Consider the following 17924-nt stretch of genomic DNA (forward strand, 5'->3'; position numbering starts at 1 on the left):
TGCTTACTCCGCAGCAATGGCCTCTTGCTCGTAGAGCGCGGTCTTGAACGGCTCCATGCCCAGCCGGCCATAGGCCTGCAGGAAGGTCTCGTCGGCGTTTTCACGCTGGTCCAGGTAGGTCCGCATGATCCGTTCGATGGCCGGCACGATGTCCTCGTAGGAAAAGCCCGGCCCGGTCCGCGTGCCCAGGGCCGCGGTTTCGGTGCCGTCTCCGCCCAGCGTGATCTGGTAGTTCTCGACGCCCGCGCGATCGAGGCCAAGGATGCCGATATGGCCCACGTGGTGATGGCCGCAGGCATTGATGCAGCCCGAGATCTTGATCTTCATCGGACCGATCTCGTGCTCCAGCTTCAGCTCTTCGAACCGCGTGGCGATCTGCTGGGCAATCGGGATCGACCGGGCCGTGGCCAGGGCGCAGTAATCCATGCCGGGGCAGGCGATGATGTCCGACACCAGCCCGATATTGGCCGTGGCCAGCCCGGCTTCCTTCAGCGCGGCGTGAACCGCCGGCAGGTCGGATTTGTGCACATGCGGCAGGATCACGTTCTGCTCGTGGCTGATGCGCAGCTCGTCATGGCCGTATGTCTTGGCCAGATCGGCCATCACGCGCATCTGCTCGCCGGTGGCATCGCCCGGGGTCTCGCCCTGTTTCTTGAGCGAGATCGACACGATGGCATAACCTTCGGCCTTGTGCGCGCTCAGGTTGGTATCGCACCACGACCGGAACACCGGGTCCTCGTGATAGGCCGCCTTGAACGGCGCCTCGGACACGTTGCGGAAGGCCGGCGGGGCGAACATCTCGGCGATATCGGCCAGGATCTCCTGGTCGACGCCCGAGAAGGTCGGCCGGATCGTCTCGAACCGCTCTTCGACCCGCGCGCGGATGTCCTCGATCCCGTGCTCGTGCACCATGATCTTGATCCGGGCCTTGTACTTGTTGTCGCGCCGGCCCAGCAGGTTGTAGACGCTCAGGATCGACTCCAGGTAGGGCAGCAGATCGGCCTGGGGCAGGAAATCGCGGATGACCTTGCCGATCATCGGCGTCCGTCCAAGGCCGCCGCCGACCAGCACCTCGAACCCGGGCTGACCGTTCTGTTCGACCATGCGCAGGCCGATGTCATGGGCCTTGATCACCGCCCGGTCATGTTCGGCGCCGGTGATGGCGATCTTGAACTTGCGGCCCAGGAACTGGAATTCCGGGTGATCGGTCGACCATTGGCGGATCAGCTCGGCCACGGGACGCGGATCGCCGATCTCTTCACCGGTGGCCCCGGCGAAATGGTCCGAGGTCACGTTGCGGATGGTGTTGCCGCTGGTCTGGATGGCATGCAGGCCGACCTCGCCCAGGGCGTCCAGCATGTCGGGGATGTCACGCAGCTTGGGCCAGTTGTACTGGATGTTCTGGCGCGTGGTAAAATGGCCATAGCCCTTGTCCCACTTGTCGGCCAGGAGCGCCAGCTGGCGCATCTGGGCCGAGTTCAGCGTGCCATAGGGGATGGCGACCCGCAGCATGTAGGCATGCAGCTGCAGGTAGACGCCATTCATCAGGCGCAGGGGCTTGAACTCGTCCTCGGTCAGCGAGCCGTCGATGCGGCGTTCGACCTGGGCGCGGAACTGGCGGTTGCGCTCGGCCAGGAAGGCCGTGTCGAATTCGGTATACTTATACATGACGCAGGTCCTCCTGCTTGCCGTGGGCATAATTGCTGGGTCCGGTGCGGCGGAAATCCTCGCGGAAATGCACGGGCTCGGGGCCGTTGTCGCCGGCTTTCATGTCGGTCAGGTAGGCCCCGACCAGCTTGCCCGGCTGGGCCTCGGCCTCGGCCAGGCGGGCCTTGGCCTCGTCTTCCTCGGTGATCAGGTAGGCTTCGCCCAGCAGGCGCGTCCAGCTGCCGTCCTGGCGAAGGTAGATGACATCGCCCTCCAGAAGGTCATTGGCGGTCACCACTTTGGGCGTGAAGGGGCGTGGCGGCATCAGGCGAGCTCCTTTTGCAGGCTGTTCGTGTGGTCGGCCAGGGCCGTGCGCGCGGCGCGCGGGGCCAGGCCGAGAAAGGTGAGGGCGGGCCCTTGCAGGTCCGCGGCGGCCAGGTCGTCGGCCATGGTGCCCAGGGTCGAGGCCACGACGCGCTGGTCCACGCGCGAGGCATTTTCGACGAAGGTCACCGGCGTGGCCCGGTCGGCGCCGTGGATCAGCAGGCGGCCCTGGACGAAGCGCGCGGCGCGCTTGCCCATGTAGATCGCCGCAACGGCGCCGGGACGGGTCAGGTCGGCCCAGTCCTGTTCGGCAAAGCCCTTCATGTCGTGGCCGGTCAGGAACCGCACGCTGGCATTGCGCCCGCGCCGGGTCAGCGACTGGCCGATGCCGGCCACGGCGGCCGAAGCGGCGGTGATCCCGGGCACGACATGCCAGCTGACCCCGGCCTCTTCGCAGGCCTCGATTTCCTCGTCGAGACGGCCAAAGACCGTGGCATCGCCCGATTTCAGGCGCACCACCTGGTGGCCGTCCTTGGCATGGGTCGTGATAGCCAGGTTGATCTGCTCCTGCGGGGTCGACGGGCCATAGGCTTCCTTGCCGGCGTCGATCATGACGGCCTCGCGCCGGGCGAGTTCCAGGATCTCGGTGGAAACCAGGCGGTCGTAGATCACCACGTCGGCGGCATCAAGCGCCTTGCGGGCCTTGAGCGTCAGCAATTCCGGATCGCCCGGCCCGGCACCGACAAAGGCCACGTGGCCCGGGGCGGCCTCGCGGTCGAGATGGCGCTGCAGCAGGTCGTCGAGCGCCTGGTCGATGGCATCACCGCCACGGGCGATGGCCCGGGGGCCGGCGTCGAAATAGTAATCGGCCCAGAAATCCCGGCGCGCCCGGCCATGGGGCAGGGCCTCGGCCATCTTGCGGAAAGCCTTGCCGATGCGGGCCAGCGGGCCCAGGGTGGCGGGCAGGCGGGCTTCGAGATCGGCCTTGATGGCCCGGGCCAGCACGGGAGCCGCCCCTTCGGTGCCGATGGCCACGGTCACCGGGTCGCGGTCGACGATGGCCGGGGTGATGAACTGGCTGTCCTCGAGATTGTCGACGATATTGACCAGCGCGCCCTCGGCCCGGGCAATGGCCGCGGTGCGGGCGTCTTCGGCGGCATCCTCGTCGGCGGCATAGAACAGGGCCGCGCCCTTGATGTCGCCGGCGCGCAGGGCGCGGCGGACCAGCACCAGCCGGCCTTCGACCGACAGCCGGACGATGTCCTCGGCCGGTGTGGCGGCGAAAACGGTGATCGAGGCTTCGGACTTCATCAGAAGCCGCAACTTGGCCAGCGCCGCTTCGCCCCCGCCGGAGACGATGACGCTGCGCTCGGAAAGCGCCAGGAAGATCGGAAAGTGCTGCATTGCGGCATCCACGTCTGTTCTGCCCCTAAAGATAGGAAAAAATCCTGTATCCTCACTAGTACCCCGGGCAAATAAGGACATATGTTCCATGATGTGCCGCTGCGCGGGCAAAGTGTTTGGAAATGCCGGGAGAGACGGAATGACGGTGCGCATCGACGAGACGGATCGGAAAATCCTTGCGGAACTGCAGCGCGACGCGGGCCAGTCGCTGGAGGATATCGCCACGGCGGTGGGCTCGTCGAAGACCCCGGTGTGGAACCGCATCCGCAAGCTGCGCGAGGCCGGAGTGATCGGCCGGCAGACGGTGATCTTGGATGCCGAGGCGCTGGGGTTCGAGGCGACGTTCTTCGTGCTGATCCGCACCTCGGAACACGAGGCCGACTGGCAGCGGAAGTTCCTGACCGCGCTGCGGGAGCGGCCCGAAGTGCAGGAGGCGCACCGGCTGGCCGGGGATATCGACTACATCCTGAAGGTGCGGGTGCGCAACGCGCGGGCCTATGATGCCTTTTACCAGGCGCTGATCTCGGAAGTGCGGGTGCACAACGTCACGGCGCTGTTGTCGATGGAAGAGATCAAGTCGACGAACCTGCTGCCCCTGGAGACGTGATCTTCGGGGGCGCTGCCCCCGTCCTCCGTTGGAGGACTCCCCCGGGAATACTTGAGAAGAGAAAGAAGCAGAAAGGCCGCGCCCCCCGGCCCGGGTCATGCCCGGTGGATGGCTGGGCGGGCCGGGGTGGTTCGGCTGGGCGCGCCCGTCTACCGGCCGCCCGACACCCGGGGCAAGGCGCCGCGCTGCTGCTTCTTTCTCTTTCCAAATATCCGGCCGTCCAGCCGGGGCCGGGCGCCGGTTTCGGGTCAGGGCGCGACCATCAGCCGGGTCAGCCCGTGGAAATGATAGGTGTCGCCATAGGCCGGGGCTTCGGCCAGGTGCAGACCGGGGAGCCGGTCGAAGAGGATGGGCAGGGCGATCTGCATCTCCAGGCGCGCGAGCGGGGCACCGACGCAGAAATGAAGCCCGCCGCCCAGGCTGGTATGGGTGGTCAGCGCGCGGGTCGGATCAAAGCGATGGGGATCGGGCCAGCAGGCCGGATCGCGGTTGGCCGCGGCCAGCATCAGCGCGACCTGGTCGCCGCGCCGGAACCGGTGGCCAAAGACCTCGATATCCTCGTAGGCATAGCGCGTGAACATGTGCAGCGGCGGGTCGTAGCGCAGGATTTCCTCGACCGTGGCAGCGATCGTGTCGGGGGCCAGCCAGCGGCGGTCCAGCCCCAGCTGCAGCATGGTCTTCACCCCGTTGCCCAGCCCGTGCACCGTGGCCTCGTGCCCGGCGTTCAGCAGCAGGATGCAGGTGCCGATCAGCTCGTCCGTCGACAGCCGCGTGCCGTCTTCCTCGGCCTCGATCAGCCGGGTGATCAGGTCGTCGGCCGGGGTGCTGCGCCGGCGTTCGACATGCGCCCTCAGGTAGGCCGTGAAATCCGCCGCCGCCGCCGCGGCGCTGTCTTCGGTGGCCCGGGTGCGGCTGGCCTGGTACATGGCCACCATCCGGTGGCTCCAGTCCAGCAGCAACGGGGCATCCTCTTCGGGCACGCCCAGCAGCCGGCAGATCACCGTCACCGGCACGGCCGTGCAATAGGCCTGCAACAGGTCGAAATCTCCCTCGGGGAAGCGGTCGACCAGCGCATGGCACAGCGTCTCCGTGTCCGGCCCCAGCGCCGAGATCCGGCGCGAGGTGAAGGCCCGCAGCACCAGCCCGCGCAGCCGGGTGTGGCGCGGCGGCTCGGCGTCCAGCATCGAATGGGCCTCGGTCGCCAGCCAGGGCGCCAGGTGGGCCGGGGCGGGCAGGGGCATTTCGGCCGGCCGTTCCCGCCCGAAGCGGCGATCGCGCAGCAGGGCATGCACCTCGGCCTGTCCGAAGGCCGCGACCATGTCGTAATCCTCCCAGAACACCAGCGGCCCGGCCGCCCGGGCGCGGTCGTAGAACGGGTAGGGATCCTGGACGAAGGCGGGGTCGGTCGGCGACTGGCGAAGGCTCTGCATGCCGCCAGATGGCCCGGCCCACTGGTCAATGCAAGGCCCTGTTTGATAGCCTGCGCGTCATGAGCCGTTCCCGCCCGCAAAGCCCTGCCGTCATCCCGCTGTTCCTGGCCGCCGTGGCGCTGCTGGCCGCGCTGGCCGGGCAGGCCGGCTATCGCCAGGCCCTGGACCAGCTGGCCCTGCGCGGCCAGTCCGACCTGGCCCTGGCCGCCGACAGCCTGACCTCGCAATTGCAGACCTACCGCGAGCTGGCCGTGCTGATGGCCGATCACCCGGTGCTGGCCGGGCTCGATCCACGCCGCGGGCCCGAAGCGGCGCCGGGCCGCGAGGCCGCGCGGGCGGTGCTGCGCGAGGTGGCCGACAAGACCTCGGCGCTGGACCTGGCCTATGTCGATGCCGGCGGGCAGATCGTCGTGGCGGCCAGCGGGGCGACGGGCAGCCGGGCCGGGGCGCCCGACGTGCGGCGGGCGATGCAGGGCGCGCTGGGGGATGCCCATGGCCCGGGCGCGCCGGGCGGGCGGCGGGAATGGTCCTTTGCCGCGCCGGTCTTCGGCGGAGACGGCGGGGTGCGCGGGGCGGTGATCGTGACCGTCGACGTGGACGACCTGGAAGAAGCCTGGCGCGGCGGCCGGGCGCCGGTCTATTTCGTCGACGCCTCGGGCATTGTGTTTGTTTCCAACCGCTCCGAGCTGCTGTTCTGGCGCGAGACCCCGGGCCGGCCGGGCCTGCAGCCGCCGCAGGGCGAGGCCCCGCCGGTGCGCGCGCGCCATGTCGGCGGGCGCGAGGTCTGGCGGGTGGAATGGAGCCCCTACGTGCCCCTGCATGCCCTGCATCTGAGCCAGCCGATGCCGGTGATCGGCATGACGGCCAGCATCCTCGTCGACCTGGCCCCGGCCCGGCGGCTGGCCCTGACCCAGGCCGCGGCGGTGGCCGCGATCTGCCTGGCCTTCGGCATGATGCTGAACCTGGCCACCGAGCGCCGGCGCACCCTGGCCCTGGCCAATGCCAAGCTGGAAACCCGGGTGGCCGCCCGGACCCGCGCGCTGACCCAGGCCAACACCCGGCTGCGCCGCGAGGTGGCCGAACGGCAGGAGGCCGAGGCGGCGCTGAAACGCGCCCAGGCCGAGCTGATCGAGGCCGGCAAGCTGTCGGCCCTGGGCCAGATGAGCGCGGGCATCTCGCACGAGCTGAACCAGCCGCTGATGGCCATCCGCCAGTTTGCCGAGAACGGGGCGGCCTTCCTGGATCGCGGGCGGACCGAGGTGGCGCGGGACAATTTCGACAAGATCTCGGGCCTGGCCCAGCGGGCGGCGCGGATCATCAAGAACCTGCGGGCCTTTGCCCGCAACGAAAGCGAGCCGATGGGCAAGGTCGACCTGGTGCAGGTCATCGACACGGCGGTCGAGCTGACCGCCGGCCGGCTGGGGCGCGACGGAGTCAGGCTGGGCTGGGACCGGCCGGCCGGTCCGGTGCGGGCCTGGGGCGGCGAGGTCCGGCTGGTGCAGGTCTTTGTCAACCTGATCACCAACGCGGCCGATGCGATGTCGGAACAGGAAGACCGGGGCATCACGATCACCCTCACCGAGGGCGAGCGGCTGGTGGTGTCGGTCAGCGACGACGGGCCGGGCATTGCCGATCCCGAGCGGATCTTCGAGCCGTTCTACACGACCAAGGAGGTGGGCAGCGACGAGGGAATGGGGCTGGGCCTGTCGATTTCCTATGGCCTCGTCCAGAGTTTTGGCGGACATATCCGGGGCGTGAACGGCCCCGGCGGCGGGGCGGTGTTCACCGTCGAGCTGGACCGCTGGGAAACCCGGCGGCCGCAGGACGGATCGGAAGGACAGGCGGCATGAGTGGCAAGGTGTTACTGGTCGAGGACGATGCCTCGGTGCGCGAGGCGCTGGCCCAGACGCTGGACCTGGCCGAGATCGAGCCGATCCAGGCCGGGTCCTTCGTGGCGGCCAAGGACCGGATCACCCGCGATTTTCCGGGCGTCATCCTGTCGGATATCCGCATGCCCGGGCGCGACGGGTTCCACCTGCTGGATTACGCCCATGCGGTGGATGACGAGCTGCCGGTGGTGCTGCTGACCGGTGAGGGCGACATTCCGATGGCGGTGCGGGCGATGGAACGGGGAGCGTTCGGTTTCCTGGAAAAGCCCTGTGCCCCGGCCGAGCTGGTCGAGACGCTGACCCGGGCGCTGGAGGCGCGGCTGGGCGTGCTGAGCCAGCGCGAGGCACGCGACCGGGCCGAGGCCGGCGATCCCGCCGCCCGGCTGATCTTTGGCGTGTCCGACCTGGCCGAAGGGCTGCGGGCGCGGGTGCGGCGGGTGGCCGGGCTGGAAACCCCGGTGCTGATCGAGGGCGCGCCGGGTTCGGGGATCTCGAAGGTGGCCGAGGTGGTGCACCTGTGTTCGCCGCGCTCGAAAGGCCCGTTCGAGAAGCGCGCGGCGGCCGGGCTGGACCGGGCCGGGCTGGATGCCGGGCTGGCGGCGGCGGCGGGGGGCGCGCTGTTTCTCGACGAGATCGCGCAATTGCCGGCCGACACGCAGATCGCCCTGATCGAGACGCTGGAGGCGCCGGGGGCCAGGCATGACGCGGCGGCGCGGGTCATGGCGGGCACGTCGCGCGAGCCGGCGATCCTGCAGGACGGGGCGGTGCTGAACCCGGAATTGTACTACCGGCTGCAGGTGACCGGGGTGCGGGTGCCGGCGCTGGCCGAGCGGCCCGAGGATATCCCGGTGCTGTTCCGGGCCTACGTGGCCCAGGCGGCCGAACAGGCGGGCATTGCCGCGCCCGAGATCAAGCCCGACCACCTGGCCGCGCTGATGGCGCAGGCCTGGCCGGGCAATGCGCGGTCGCTGATGTCGGCGGCCATGCGGTTTGTCCTGGGCATGTCGGACGAGGTCTCGGCGGCGGCCGAGCTGGGGCTGGCCGAACAGATGGCCCGGGTGGAGCGGTCCTTGCTGATCGCGGCGCTGGGGCGGCAGAACGGGCGGGCGTCGGAGGCGGCGAAGGTGCTGAAACTGCCGCGCAAGACCTTCTATGACAAGCTGGCGAAATACGGCATTCGGCCCGAGGATTTCCGCCGCTAGGGCGCATCGGCCGGGTCCGCCCTTGCCCGGGGACGACGCGGGGCGGCGGGCTGGACGGCCGGATATTTACGAAGAGAAAGAAGCAGCAGGCCGGCGCCCGGGGGGCGGCGGTGGGTGCCTTGTGGTGGGGTGGGAAGGAGCGCCGGTCCGAGACGGGACAGGGTGGTCAATGGCGCGGTCGGTTCTGGGGGGCGACGGTAATGTGTGGCGCCGCGCCTATTGGGGCGGGGTGTCTGGTGCGATGGTTCGGGGAAGGTGCGTGGGCTTGCGGGCCGATCTGCGGGCGGAGGGGATCTGCGAAGCGGGTCGTGATGCAAACGAGGGCGTCGCGAGGCGGAACGTGGCGCGGGCCGGGGTGACTCGCGGGGTGTTTCGGGCGCGGAGAAGGGCGGGAAGGTGTGCGGAAAGTCGCACAATGGCCGGGGCGGGATGTGCGGATCTTCGCACAGGGTGGTGCGGTGGATATGGGCGCGATCCTGCCAAGTCTCTGAAAACGCTTGGAATCGCGGATTTCAAGGGGGTCGTGCCAAGACTTGTTGTCAGTGCATTGCGGCTTTGCATGATGCGGGATCAGCGCGCATCACTTCGCGCCGGCGGCCCGGCCGCCTCACGTTCATGACAGATCCATCGGGAGGAGAGACCCCATGAAGACCCTGCTCAAAGCCACCGCCGCCCTGGCGCTGTGTGTTGGTGCCTCCGGCGCCATGGCCGCTTGCGACGACGGCGAGATCGTCGTCAAGTTTGCCCATGTGACCAACACCGACAAGCACCCCAAGGGCATCGCCGCCTCGCTGCTGGAGCAGCGGGTGAACGACGAGATGAACGGCACGATGTGCATGGAAGTCTACCCGAACTCGACGCTCTACAACGATGACCAGGTGCTGGAAGCGATGCTGCAGGGCGACGTGCAGCTGGCCGCGCCCTCGCTGTCGAAATTCGAGACCTTTACCAAGCAGTTCCGCATCTTCGACCTGCCGTTCATGTTCAAGAACATCGATGCCGTCGATGCCTTCCAGGCCTCGGAAACCGGTGAGGCGATGAAGGATTCCATGGCCCGTCGCGGGCTGCAGGGCCTGGCCTTCTGGCACAATGGCATGAAGCAGTTCTCGGCCAACAAGCCGCTGGAAATGCCGGGCGATGCCGCCGGGCTGAAATTCCGCGTGCAGCCCAGCGACGTGCTGGTCGCCCAGATGGAAGCGCTGGATGCCTCGCCGCAGCCGATGGCCTTCTCGGAAGTCTACGGCGCGCTGCAGCAGGGTGTTGTCGACGGGCAGGAGAACACCTGGTCGAACATCTACGGCCAGAAGTTCTTTGAGGTGCAGGACGGCACCACCGAGACCAACCACGGCGTGCTGGATTACCTGGTCGTGACCTCGGTCGACTGGCTGGACAGCCTGGATGCCGATGTGCGCGACCAGTTCATGACCATCGTCGACGAAGTGACCGCCACGCGGAACTCGGAATCGGCGGCGGTCAACGAGGCGGCCAAGCAATCGGTCATCGACGCCGGCGGTGTCGTGCGCGAGCTGACGCCCGAGCAGCGCCAGGCCTGGGTCGACGCGATGAAGCCCGTCTGGGCCGAGTTCGAGGGCGACGTGGGCGCCGACAACATCGCCGCCGCGCAGGAAATCAACGCGTCGATGTAATCCGTTGCCGGCCGGCCCGCGGGGGCCGGCCCATCATCAACCGACCTGCGCGCCGGGCCCGAGACGTCCGGCGCGCTCATTTCGGGGAGGGGGCCCATGAGCGGGCAGAAATTCCATCCGCGCACGCCGTTGGGCCGTGCGATCAACAACCTAGAAGAGACGCTGATCGCCCTGATCCTGGGGCTCATGACGCTGGTCACCTTCATCAACGTCGTGCTGCGCTACGGTTTCAACTCGTCCTTCATCTGGGGGCTCGAGGTCACGCTGATCCTGTTCTCGTGGCTGGTCATCCTGGGCGTGAGCTATTGCGTCAAGGTCACCGCCCACCTGGGCGTGGATGCCGTGACCAATGCCCTGCCGGCCGGGCCGCGCCGGGTGCTGGCGCTGATCGCCGCGGCGGTCTGCATTCTCTACGGCATCCTGCTGTTCAAGGGCGCCTGGGATTACTGGGCGCCGTTTGCCGCGCTGCAGCCGACCGAGGGCCGCTGGTTCCCGCTGGGCTTTACCGAAGGCGTGCGCGACCGGGCGTTCTATACCACCGACCAGGTGCCGATGCTGGGCATCTTCCGCTGGCTGGAAGAGGCGATCAACTATGGCGAGGCCTATGACAAGCTGCCCCGCGTGATCCCCTATTTCATCCTGCCGTTCGGAACCGGGCTCTTGCTGATCCGGTTCATCCAGGCCGGGATCGGCGTGCTGCGCGGCACGCGGTCGAGCCTGATCGTCAGCCACGAAGCCGAAGACGCGGTCGAGGATGTCGCCGCCATGAACCGCGGAGACTGAACCCATGGACGTTGTCATCCTCTTTGCCCTGGTCATCGGGCTGATGCTGATCGGCGTGCCGATCGCCGTGTCGCTGGGCCTGTCGTCGATCTTCTTCCTGCTGGCGTTCTCCGACACGTCGCTGGCCTCGATCGCCCAGAGCTTTTACCAGGCCATGGCCGGGCATTACACGCTGCTGGCCATCCCGTTCTTCATTCTGGCGTCGTCCTTCATGTCGACGGGCGGCGTGGCCAAGCGGATCATCCGCTTTTCCATCGCCTGTGTCGGCCACATGCGCGGCGGCCTGGCCATTTCGGGCGTCTTTGCCTGCATGCTCTTTGCCGCCCTGTCGGGCTCGTCGCCGGCCACCGTGGTGGCCATCGGGTCCATCGTCATCGCGGCGATGCGCCAGGCTGGCTATACCAAGGATTTCGCCGCCGGCGTGATTGCCAATGCCGGCACGCTGGGCATCCTGATCCCGCCGTCGATCGTCATGGTCGTCTATGCCTCGGCCACCGACGTGTCGGTCGGGCGGATGTTCCTGGCCGGGGTGATCCCCGGGCTGATGGCCGGCATCATGCTGATGATCACGATCTATGTCATGGCCCGCATCAAGAACATGCCCAAGGGCGAATGGCTGGGCTGGGGCGAGATCTGGTCGGCCTTCAAGGATGCCTTCTGGGGTCTGATGCTGATCGTCATCATCATGGTCGGGATCTATGGTATCCCCGGCGTGACGGGCGCGATCTTTACCCCGACGGAAGCGGCGGCCGTGGCCTCGGTCTATGCCTTCCTGGTGGCGGTCTTTGTCTATCGCGACATGGGCCCGCTGGCCACGCCCGAGGGCGAGAAGAACCTGACGCTGGCCCAGAAGCCCTGGGCGCTGGTCACGGCCTTTGTCCATCCCGACACCAAGAAGACCCTGTTCGAAGCCGGCAAGCTGACGATCACGCTGATGTTCATCATCGCCAATGCGCTGATCCTCAAGCACGTGCTGACCGACGAGCAGATCCCCCAGCATATCGCCGAGGCCATGCTGGCCGCGGGGCTGGGCCCGGTGATGTTCCTGGTGATCGTCAACGTGATCCTGCTGATCGGCGGGCAGTTCATGGAGCCGTCGGGTCTTCTGGTCATCGTGGCGCCGCTGGTCTTCCCGATTGCCATCGAGCTGGGGATCGACCCGATCCACCTGGGCATCATCATGGTGGTGAACATGGAAATCGGGATGATCACGCCGCCCGTGGGTCTGAATCTCTTCGTGACCTCCGGGGTTGCAGGGATGCCGATGATGCGGGTCGTGAAGGCCGCGCTGCCCTTCCTGGCCGTGCTCTTCGTCTTCCTGATCCTGGTGACATACGTGCCGGGGATTTCGACCTGGCTGCCGACGTTGCTGATGGGGCCGGAGATCATCACGAACTGATGCGACAGACGGGCGCCTTGCTGAGGGGCGCCCGCCGGGTCGGTCGACTTTGGGGGCTGCGGGGGGCGCAAGGCGCTGCCGCGGCCCTTTTTCGTTGGGACATGACGGCCCGCCTGGCCCGGGGGGCGGCGGGGTAAACCCCGCCCTACGCAGGAAGCGCGGGCAGGGGCCGGTGAGGGTGGGGAGCCTGGAGGTCGGCGGGCGAAGGTCGGCCAGGCGCAGGAACAGGCCGGCCAGGTTGGGCCAGCGAGGGAAGGCCCGCGCAGATGCGGACCGGCGCAGGGGTAAGTGCGGGTAGGCCGGGCCAGCGCAGGCCCGGACCGGGATCAGGCGGCGTCGAGCGCGTCGATGATGGCGCCGAAATCGGCCGCTTTCAGGCTGGCCCCGCCGACCAGCGCCCCGTCGACATCATCCACGGCAAAGATCTCGGCGGCGTTGGACGGCTTGACCGAGCCGCCGTAGAGCAGCCGGATATCCGCCGCCGGGGCACCGAGATGGCCGGTCAGCTCGGCCCGCAGGAAGGCATGGACCTCGGCGATCTGGTCGAGCGTGGGGGTCAGGCCGGTGCCGATGGCCCAGACAGGTTCATAGGCCACGACAAGCGTGTCGCCGGTGGCCCCGGCGGGCAGCGAGCCGGCCAGCTGGGCGCCGATGACCGCAAGGGTCGTCCCGGCCTCGCGCTGGTCCAGGTCCTCGCCCAGGCAGAGCACGACGGTCAGCCCGGCGGCCATGGCCGCTTCGGACTTGGCCTTGACCATGGCATCGCTCTCGCCGTGATCGCTGCGCCGTTCGGAATGGCCGGTGATGACATGGCTGGCCCCGGCATCGGCCAGCATGGCGGCCGAAATGTCACCGGTATGGGCGCCCGAGGTGGCCGCGTGGCAATCCTGCCCGCCAAGGGCGATGGCCGTGCCGGCGGCATCGGCCGCGCGGCTCAGAAGGGTTGCCGGGGGGCAGATGAGCACGTCACATCCGGCCGCGGGCCGGGCGGCCAGAGTGGCCAGTTCCGCCAGCGCCGCCTGGGTGCCGTTCATCTTCCAATTGCCTGCCGCCAGTTTGCGCCGCATGGTCCGTCCCTCGTTGAAACCGCGTTGGTGCATATGGTTAACACCGGCGGCGCGGGGTGACAAATGGCATGGCTGAGGGGGTTGCAGGCGCCGGGGCCGGGCCTGGCGTCGGACGGCAAGGGGCGGTGCGGGGAGTGATGCGCTGCGCCGGAGCGGCGGTTTCGGAGCGACACAGGGCGCAGGCTGTCATCCCTACGTATCATACGGCAAGGCATGGCGGCGCCGGGCGGGCCGGCGCGCGCGGGGTCACATGTTGGCGAACTTGATCGATTCGCCGCAGCCGCAGGCTTCGGTCACGTTGGGATTGTTGAAGCGGAACCCGGATTCCAGCAGGCTGGTCTCGTAGTCGATCTCGGTGCCGAAGAGGAACATCTGGGCCATGGGCGCGATCAGCACGCGGGCGCCGTCCTGTTCGACGACCTCGTCGTTGGGGTCGGCCGTGGCCACGTAATCCATGGTATATTCCATGCCCGCGCAACCGCCCTTCTTGACGCCGATGCGCAGGCCGGTCTTGTCGCCCTGGTCCATCAGCTTGCGGATCTGCGCCGCGGCGCGGGGGGTGATGGTAACGGCCTGTTTTCCGGGAATAGCAAACATGTGGCGAGGCTCCTTTGGTGGCCAATGTAGGGATTGCGGGGGCCGGGCTCAAGCACCTGGCGCGCGGCGGGCAGCCATGAGAGGGGAAATGACCGGTCGTCACCCGGCCGGTGATCAAGCACGGGGACATGATGGATCGTCGCGCCGCTAGCCAAGCCAGGGGAAATGTCCGCTTGTCACGCGGAGGACGACCATGTGAGGCGAAAACATCGGTGTCAGGCGCCGGGCGGCAATGCGAGGCGAAATCCCCGGGTGCCAGGTGTCGGGCGGCCATGCGGACGGGAAATGACCGCCCGGCATGGGGCCGGGCGGCCGGAGCGGAGGCCGGATTGGTGCCGAGGGGACAGCGTGGTGGCCCGCGAAAAAGGGATCCGTCAAATGGGCCGCCGGCCGTTGGAGGCCGTGGCGGCATGTCTCAAGACACGCGCCGGTGGCTAAAGGGCTGGCGTGACAGGCAGGTGTCAGCCAGGTAACAGCTTTGAAACAGGGAGGAATTTGCTGTGGATAAGGGGCGCCCATGGGCGGACGGGCGCCCGTGGAGAGGGCGCGCCGGATATTTGGAAAGAGAAAGAAGCAGCAGGGCGGCGCGCGGCCGGTCCGTGCCGCGGGCGGTCACATGAAGCCGAGTTCTAGCCGGGCTTCGTCGGACATCATGTCCATGCCCCAGGGCGGTTCCCAGGTCAGATCGACATCGACCTGCTTGACCCCGCCGATCGGCTCGACCGCATCGGCGACCCAGCCGGGCATGTCACCGGCCACGGGGCAGCCCGGGGCGGTCAGGGTCATCAGGATCTTGACCTCGTTTTCCGAAGAAATATCAATGGTGTAGATCAGGCCGAGCTCGTAGATGTTGACCGGGATTTCGGGGTCGTAGACCGTGCGGCAGGCATCGACGATCTGCTCGTAGAGCGGGTGATCGGTGCTCGACGGGGGGATCAGGGGCGCGCCTTCCATGGGCTCGGGGGATTGGGTCATGACATCCTCTTCCGGGGTTCCTGAGCGAACATATAGGAAATGGGCGGGGAGGGTAAAGGGAGCGCGTGGCAGCGGGGGCGACGGTTTTGCGCCTGACGCACCGGGGGACGGGCCGCCGTAGGATGGGTTGGGCAACCCATCCTGGCCCATCACGGCCGGGCTATTGGCGCAGGGCGGCTTCGGGCAGGGTGATCCGCCGGGCCATGAAGCCGGAGCCGAACTCGGTGTCGAGCTGGCCGTCGAGCTGGCGTTCGACCGAGATCTGCAGCAGCTCGGTGCCAAAGCCATGGCCCTTGGGCGTTTCCGGGGGCGGGGCGATGCCTTCCTCGCGCCAGTCGATCACCACCCGCGCCGGGTCGGACACAGGGCCCTCGGCCGCATCCGTCTCCCCGCCGTCCAGGCGCCAGGTCACCGTCAGCCGGCCCTCGGCATCGGCCAGGGCGCCGTACTTGGCCGCGTTGGTCGCCAGTTCGTGAAACACCAGGGCCAGGTAGGTCACGGCCTTCTGGCCGAGGATCAGGTTGGGCCCGTCGATGGTGACCCGCTCGATCTCGCGGTCCAGATGCGGTTCCAGCAGCGTGGCGACCAGCTTTTGCAGCGAGATCTGCGGCCCCGGCTGTTCATGGGCCACGACCACCGGCACGATCAGCTCATGCGCCTGGGCCAGGGCCTGGACCCGGCTTTCCAGCGCCCGGGCCAGCGCCTCGGCCGAGCTTTCCTGGCGGCGCGACAGGCGGATGATGCCGGTCACGATGGCAAAGATGTTCTTCACCCGGTGGTTCATCTCCCGCAGCAGCAGCTGGCGGTCCTCGAGCGTCTCGCGCAGGGCGATTTCGGTCTCGATCATGTGCGACAGGTCGGTCAGCGCCTCGACCTGGGCGTCGGTCCAGTCGTGGGGCTTGTCGTCGATGGCACAGAACGAGCCCAGCGGCTGGCCTTCGGGCCCGTGGACGGGCACGCCCAGGTAGGCCACAACGCCCAGCTCGCCGACGGCCAGGTTGTCGCGCAGGAGCGCATGTTCGCGGGCATCGCGGACCGACAGGGGGGTATCGGCGCTGACGACATATTGGCAGAAGGAATGGCTGAGCGGGGTCTGGCGGTCGCGCGCGGCCTGGCCGGTCAGCCCGGTCTGGGCCTTGAAGAACTGGCGCTTGCCATCGACCAACGACAGCAGGCCGACGGGCGTGCCGGTGATCCGCGTGGCCAGGCGTACGGCGCGGTCAAAGACCTCTTCGGGAGCGGTGTCGAGCAGGCCCGATGCGTCCAGCGCGGCCAGCCGGGCAGAGCCGCCCAGCGTGTCGTCATGGCCCTTGGGGCGGGTGTCGGGGAAGCGGCGCGTCACCATGTCCGGGCTGTTGGGTGGCCGGCGGCGGGAGGCGGGCAGGGCATGGTCTTGATGTCTCGTCCCGTTGGTTGCGGGGCCGCGTGGTGCGGCCGGTCGGGCGCCAGGTTTAGCGGCTATCGGGGCGCGGTCAAAGGTAAAATTGTGTCAGCGGACGCATTTCAGGGCCGCTGCACCCAGCCGCGCGCGATCAGTCGTTGATGTCGTCGTGAAAGCGCGTGACCTGGCCACGGGGCAGGGCAAAGGCCCGGCGCAGGACGATCCAGGCCAGCAGCGACAGGGCGGCAAAGACCAGCAGCAGAAGGGGCAGCGACAGCACCAGCCCGAGGTTCAGCAGCAGCAGGGCGACCGCCGCCGCACCGATGGCAAAACCCAGGAAGACAAAGCCCGGCACCAGCACTTCGAGGATGCCCAGCACCAGCGCCGCGGCGCCCCAGACCCACCAGAGCGTCAGGGCGCTCATGTGTCTCGGCCCCGCAGCAGGCGGAAGGCGTCGGAAAAGGCCTCGATCGCGGCCGCGGGCACCAGGATGGTCTGCTTGCCCTCGCCGGTGCCAAGCGCGGCCAGGGCCTCGACCTGTTTCAGGGCGACCTGGTATTGCGCGGCCTCGATGCCGTTGTCCTCGATGGCCTGGGCCACGACGCCGGTGGCATAGGCTTCGGCATCGGCCTGGATGCGCCGGGCCTTGGCGATCTGTTCGGCGGCATAAAGCTCGCCATCGGCCTGCAGCTCGACGGCCCGGCGCTTGCCTTCGGCCTCGGTGACCAGGGCGCGGCGGGCGCGTTCGGCATTGAGCTGCTGGAGCATGGCCGCGCGGGTCGCCTCGTCGAGATTGACGTCGAGCAGCTCGGCCCGGGTGACTTCGATGCCCCAGTCGTCCACGGCTTCGAGCAGCGATTGCTTGATCGTGGCGGTCAGCTGCGAGCGGTTGGACTGGACCTCGTCCAGCTCCATCCGGCCGATTTCCGACCGCACGATGCCGGCGACGGTGGTGGCGATGGCCTCGTCGACATCGCGGATGCGGTAGACGGTCTTTTCGGGGTGCAGGATGCGGAAGAAGACCGAGCTTTCGACCTGGACGAGGACGTTGTCGGCGGTGATGGCATCCTGGCTCATGGCCGGCAGCTGGCGTTCCAGGATCGAGATGCGGTGGGCGACATGGTCGATGAAGGGGATGATGATGTTGATGCCCGGGCCCAGGACAGCGGCCAGCCGGCCGAACCGTTCGACGACGAACTTCTCGGATTGCGGCACGATCTTGACGCCCTTGAAGACGATGACGATCAGCAGCACGGCGGCCAGGATGTAGAGGATGGAGCCGGAAGCGGCCTGGATGATCTGGTCTTCGGTCATGGGCATGTCCTTCCCGGGGGCTGCGGCAGGGCCGTGTCAGGCCATAGATGTGCCCTGGGCGCGGGGCTGGCAAGGGACATGTGGGCGCGCGGAGGCCGGGGCGGTGTTCTGCCGGGCCTGCAGGGCAGTGATGTTCTTGTCATCGGGACGGGTTAGGCTTAGGGGGCGCGACCCGGCCGGGACAGCCCGGCCGGGGACGGGCCCGGGGAACGGCCGGATGTGAAAGGATGAGCGATGACGACGACAACAACGACCCGCG

At 68.2% G+C, this 17924-nt stretch carries 16 protein-coding genes; 6 read left to right on the forward strand and 10 right to left on the reverse strand.

What is annotated here, in order from left to right; all coding sequences use genetic code 11:
* Positions 1-3: 3 nt before the first annotated feature.
* From ACK3BB_RS10590 to cysG, 3 genes are read right to left on the reverse strand one after another with little or no spacing between them, the layout of a single operon-like run.
* Positions 4-1668: a nitrite/sulfite reductase gene (locus ACK3BB_RS10590; protein WP_428928680.1), complete on the reverse strand. Its 1665-nt coding sequence runs from the start codon at positions 1666-1668 to the stop codon at positions 4-6.
* Positions 1661-1972 (reverse strand): DUF2849 domain-containing protein, encoded by a 312-nt coding sequence (locus tag ACK3BB_RS10595; protein WP_428924618.1) that lies wholly within the window; start codon positions 1970-1972, stop codon positions 1661-1663. The genes ACK3BB_RS10590 and ACK3BB_RS10595 overlap by 8 nt, the downstream gene beginning before the upstream one ends.
* Complete coding sequence (cysG, locus tag ACK3BB_RS10600; RefSeq protein ID WP_428924619.1) at positions 1972-3375, reverse strand: siroheme synthase CysG; 1404 nt, start codon at positions 3373-3375, stop codon at positions 1972-1974. The genes ACK3BB_RS10595 and cysG overlap by 1 nt, the downstream gene beginning before the upstream one ends.
* A gap of 139 nt (positions 3376-3514) precedes the next feature.
* Here cysG and ACK3BB_RS10605 point away from each other — a divergent pair, with 139 nt between their 5' ends.
* Complete coding sequence (locus ACK3BB_RS10605; RefSeq protein ID WP_428924620.1) at positions 3515-3982, forward strand: Lrp/AsnC family transcriptional regulator; 468 nt, start codon at positions 3515-3517, stop codon at positions 3980-3982.
* 248 nt (positions 3983-4230) lie between these two features.
* Here the strand turns inward: ACK3BB_RS10605 and ACK3BB_RS10610 are convergent, their stop codons facing one another.
* Complete coding sequence (locus ACK3BB_RS10610) at positions 4231-5412, reverse strand: cytochrome P450 (protein ID WP_428924621.1); 1182 nt, start codon at positions 5410-5412, stop codon at positions 4231-4233.
* A 59-nt stretch (positions 5413-5471) separates the two neighbouring features.
* Here ACK3BB_RS10610 and ACK3BB_RS10615 point away from each other — a divergent pair, with 59 nt between their 5' ends.
* From ACK3BB_RS10615 to ACK3BB_RS10635, 5 genes are all read left to right on the forward strand, one after another.
* Positions 5472-7262 carry a sensor histidine kinase gene (locus ACK3BB_RS10615; protein ID WP_428924622.1) on the forward strand — a complete coding sequence of 597 codons (1791 nt, stop codon included), beginning with the start codon at positions 5472-5474 and terminating at the stop codon, positions 7260-7262.
* Entirely contained in the window at positions 7259-8503 is a 1245-nt protein-coding gene (locus tag ACK3BB_RS10620; RefSeq protein WP_428924623.1) for a sigma-54-dependent transcriptional regulator, read from the forward strand. Before ACK3BB_RS10615 ends, ACK3BB_RS10620 begins: the two co-directional genes overlap by 4 nt.
* Before the next feature lie 644 nt (positions 8504-9147).
* Complete coding sequence (locus tag ACK3BB_RS10625) at positions 9148-10149, forward strand: DctP family TRAP transporter solute-binding subunit (RefSeq protein WP_428924624.1); 1002 nt, start codon at positions 9148-9150, stop codon at positions 10147-10149.
* Positions 10150-10245: 96 nt separating this feature from the next.
* Complete coding sequence (locus ACK3BB_RS10630; RefSeq protein WP_428924625.1) at positions 10246-10932, forward strand: TRAP transporter small permease; 687 nt, start codon at positions 10246-10248, stop codon at positions 10930-10932.
* A gap of 4 nt (positions 10933-10936) precedes the next feature.
* Positions 10937-12331 (forward strand): TRAP transporter large permease, encoded by a 1395-nt coding sequence (locus tag ACK3BB_RS10635; protein WP_428924626.1) that lies wholly within the window; start codon positions 10937-10939, stop codon positions 12329-12331.
* Positions 12332-12657: 326 nt separating this feature from the next.
* Here ACK3BB_RS10635 and tpiA read toward each other — a convergent pair whose 3' ends face one another.
* From tpiA to ACK3BB_RS10665, 6 genes are all read right to left on the reverse strand, one after another.
* Positions 12658-13398, reverse strand: coding sequence for a triose-phosphate isomerase (tpiA, locus tag ACK3BB_RS10640; protein WP_428924627.1), 741 nt, complete (start codon positions 13396-13398; stop codon positions 12658-12660).
* 246 nt (positions 13399-13644) lie between these two features.
* Positions 13645-13995 (reverse strand): HesB/IscA family protein, encoded by a 351-nt coding sequence (locus tag ACK3BB_RS10645; RefSeq protein ID WP_428924628.1) that lies wholly within the window; start codon positions 13993-13995, stop codon positions 13645-13647.
* A gap of 612 nt (positions 13996-14607) precedes the next feature.
* The gene (locus tag ACK3BB_RS10650; protein ID WP_428924629.1) at positions 14608-14970 is read right to left on the reverse strand and encodes an SUF system Fe-S cluster assembly protein; all 363 of its coding nucleotides are present in this window, start codon (positions 14968-14970) and stop codon (positions 14608-14610) included.
* 160 nt (positions 14971-15130) lie between these two features.
* Complete coding sequence (locus ACK3BB_RS10655; RefSeq protein WP_428924630.1) at positions 15131-16315, reverse strand: HWE histidine kinase domain-containing protein; 1185 nt, start codon at positions 16313-16315, stop codon at positions 15131-15133.
* Between the two features lie 187 nt (positions 16316-16502).
* Positions 16503-16775 (reverse strand): hypothetical protein, encoded by a 273-nt coding sequence (locus ACK3BB_RS10660; protein WP_428924631.1) that lies wholly within the window; start codon positions 16773-16775, stop codon positions 16503-16505.
* The gene (locus tag ACK3BB_RS10665) at positions 16772-17665 is read right to left on the reverse strand and encodes an SPFH domain-containing protein (protein WP_428924632.1); all 894 of its coding nucleotides are present in this window, start codon (positions 17663-17665) and stop codon (positions 16772-16774) included. The genes ACK3BB_RS10660 and ACK3BB_RS10665 overlap by 4 nt, the downstream gene beginning before the upstream one ends.
* Positions 17666-17924: the final 259 nt, after the last annotated feature.

The organism is Marinibacterium sp. SX1, assembly GCF_050389775.1.
Classification (GTDB): Bacteria; Pseudomonadota; Alphaproteobacteria; order Rhodobacterales; family Rhodobacteraceae; genus Marinibacterium.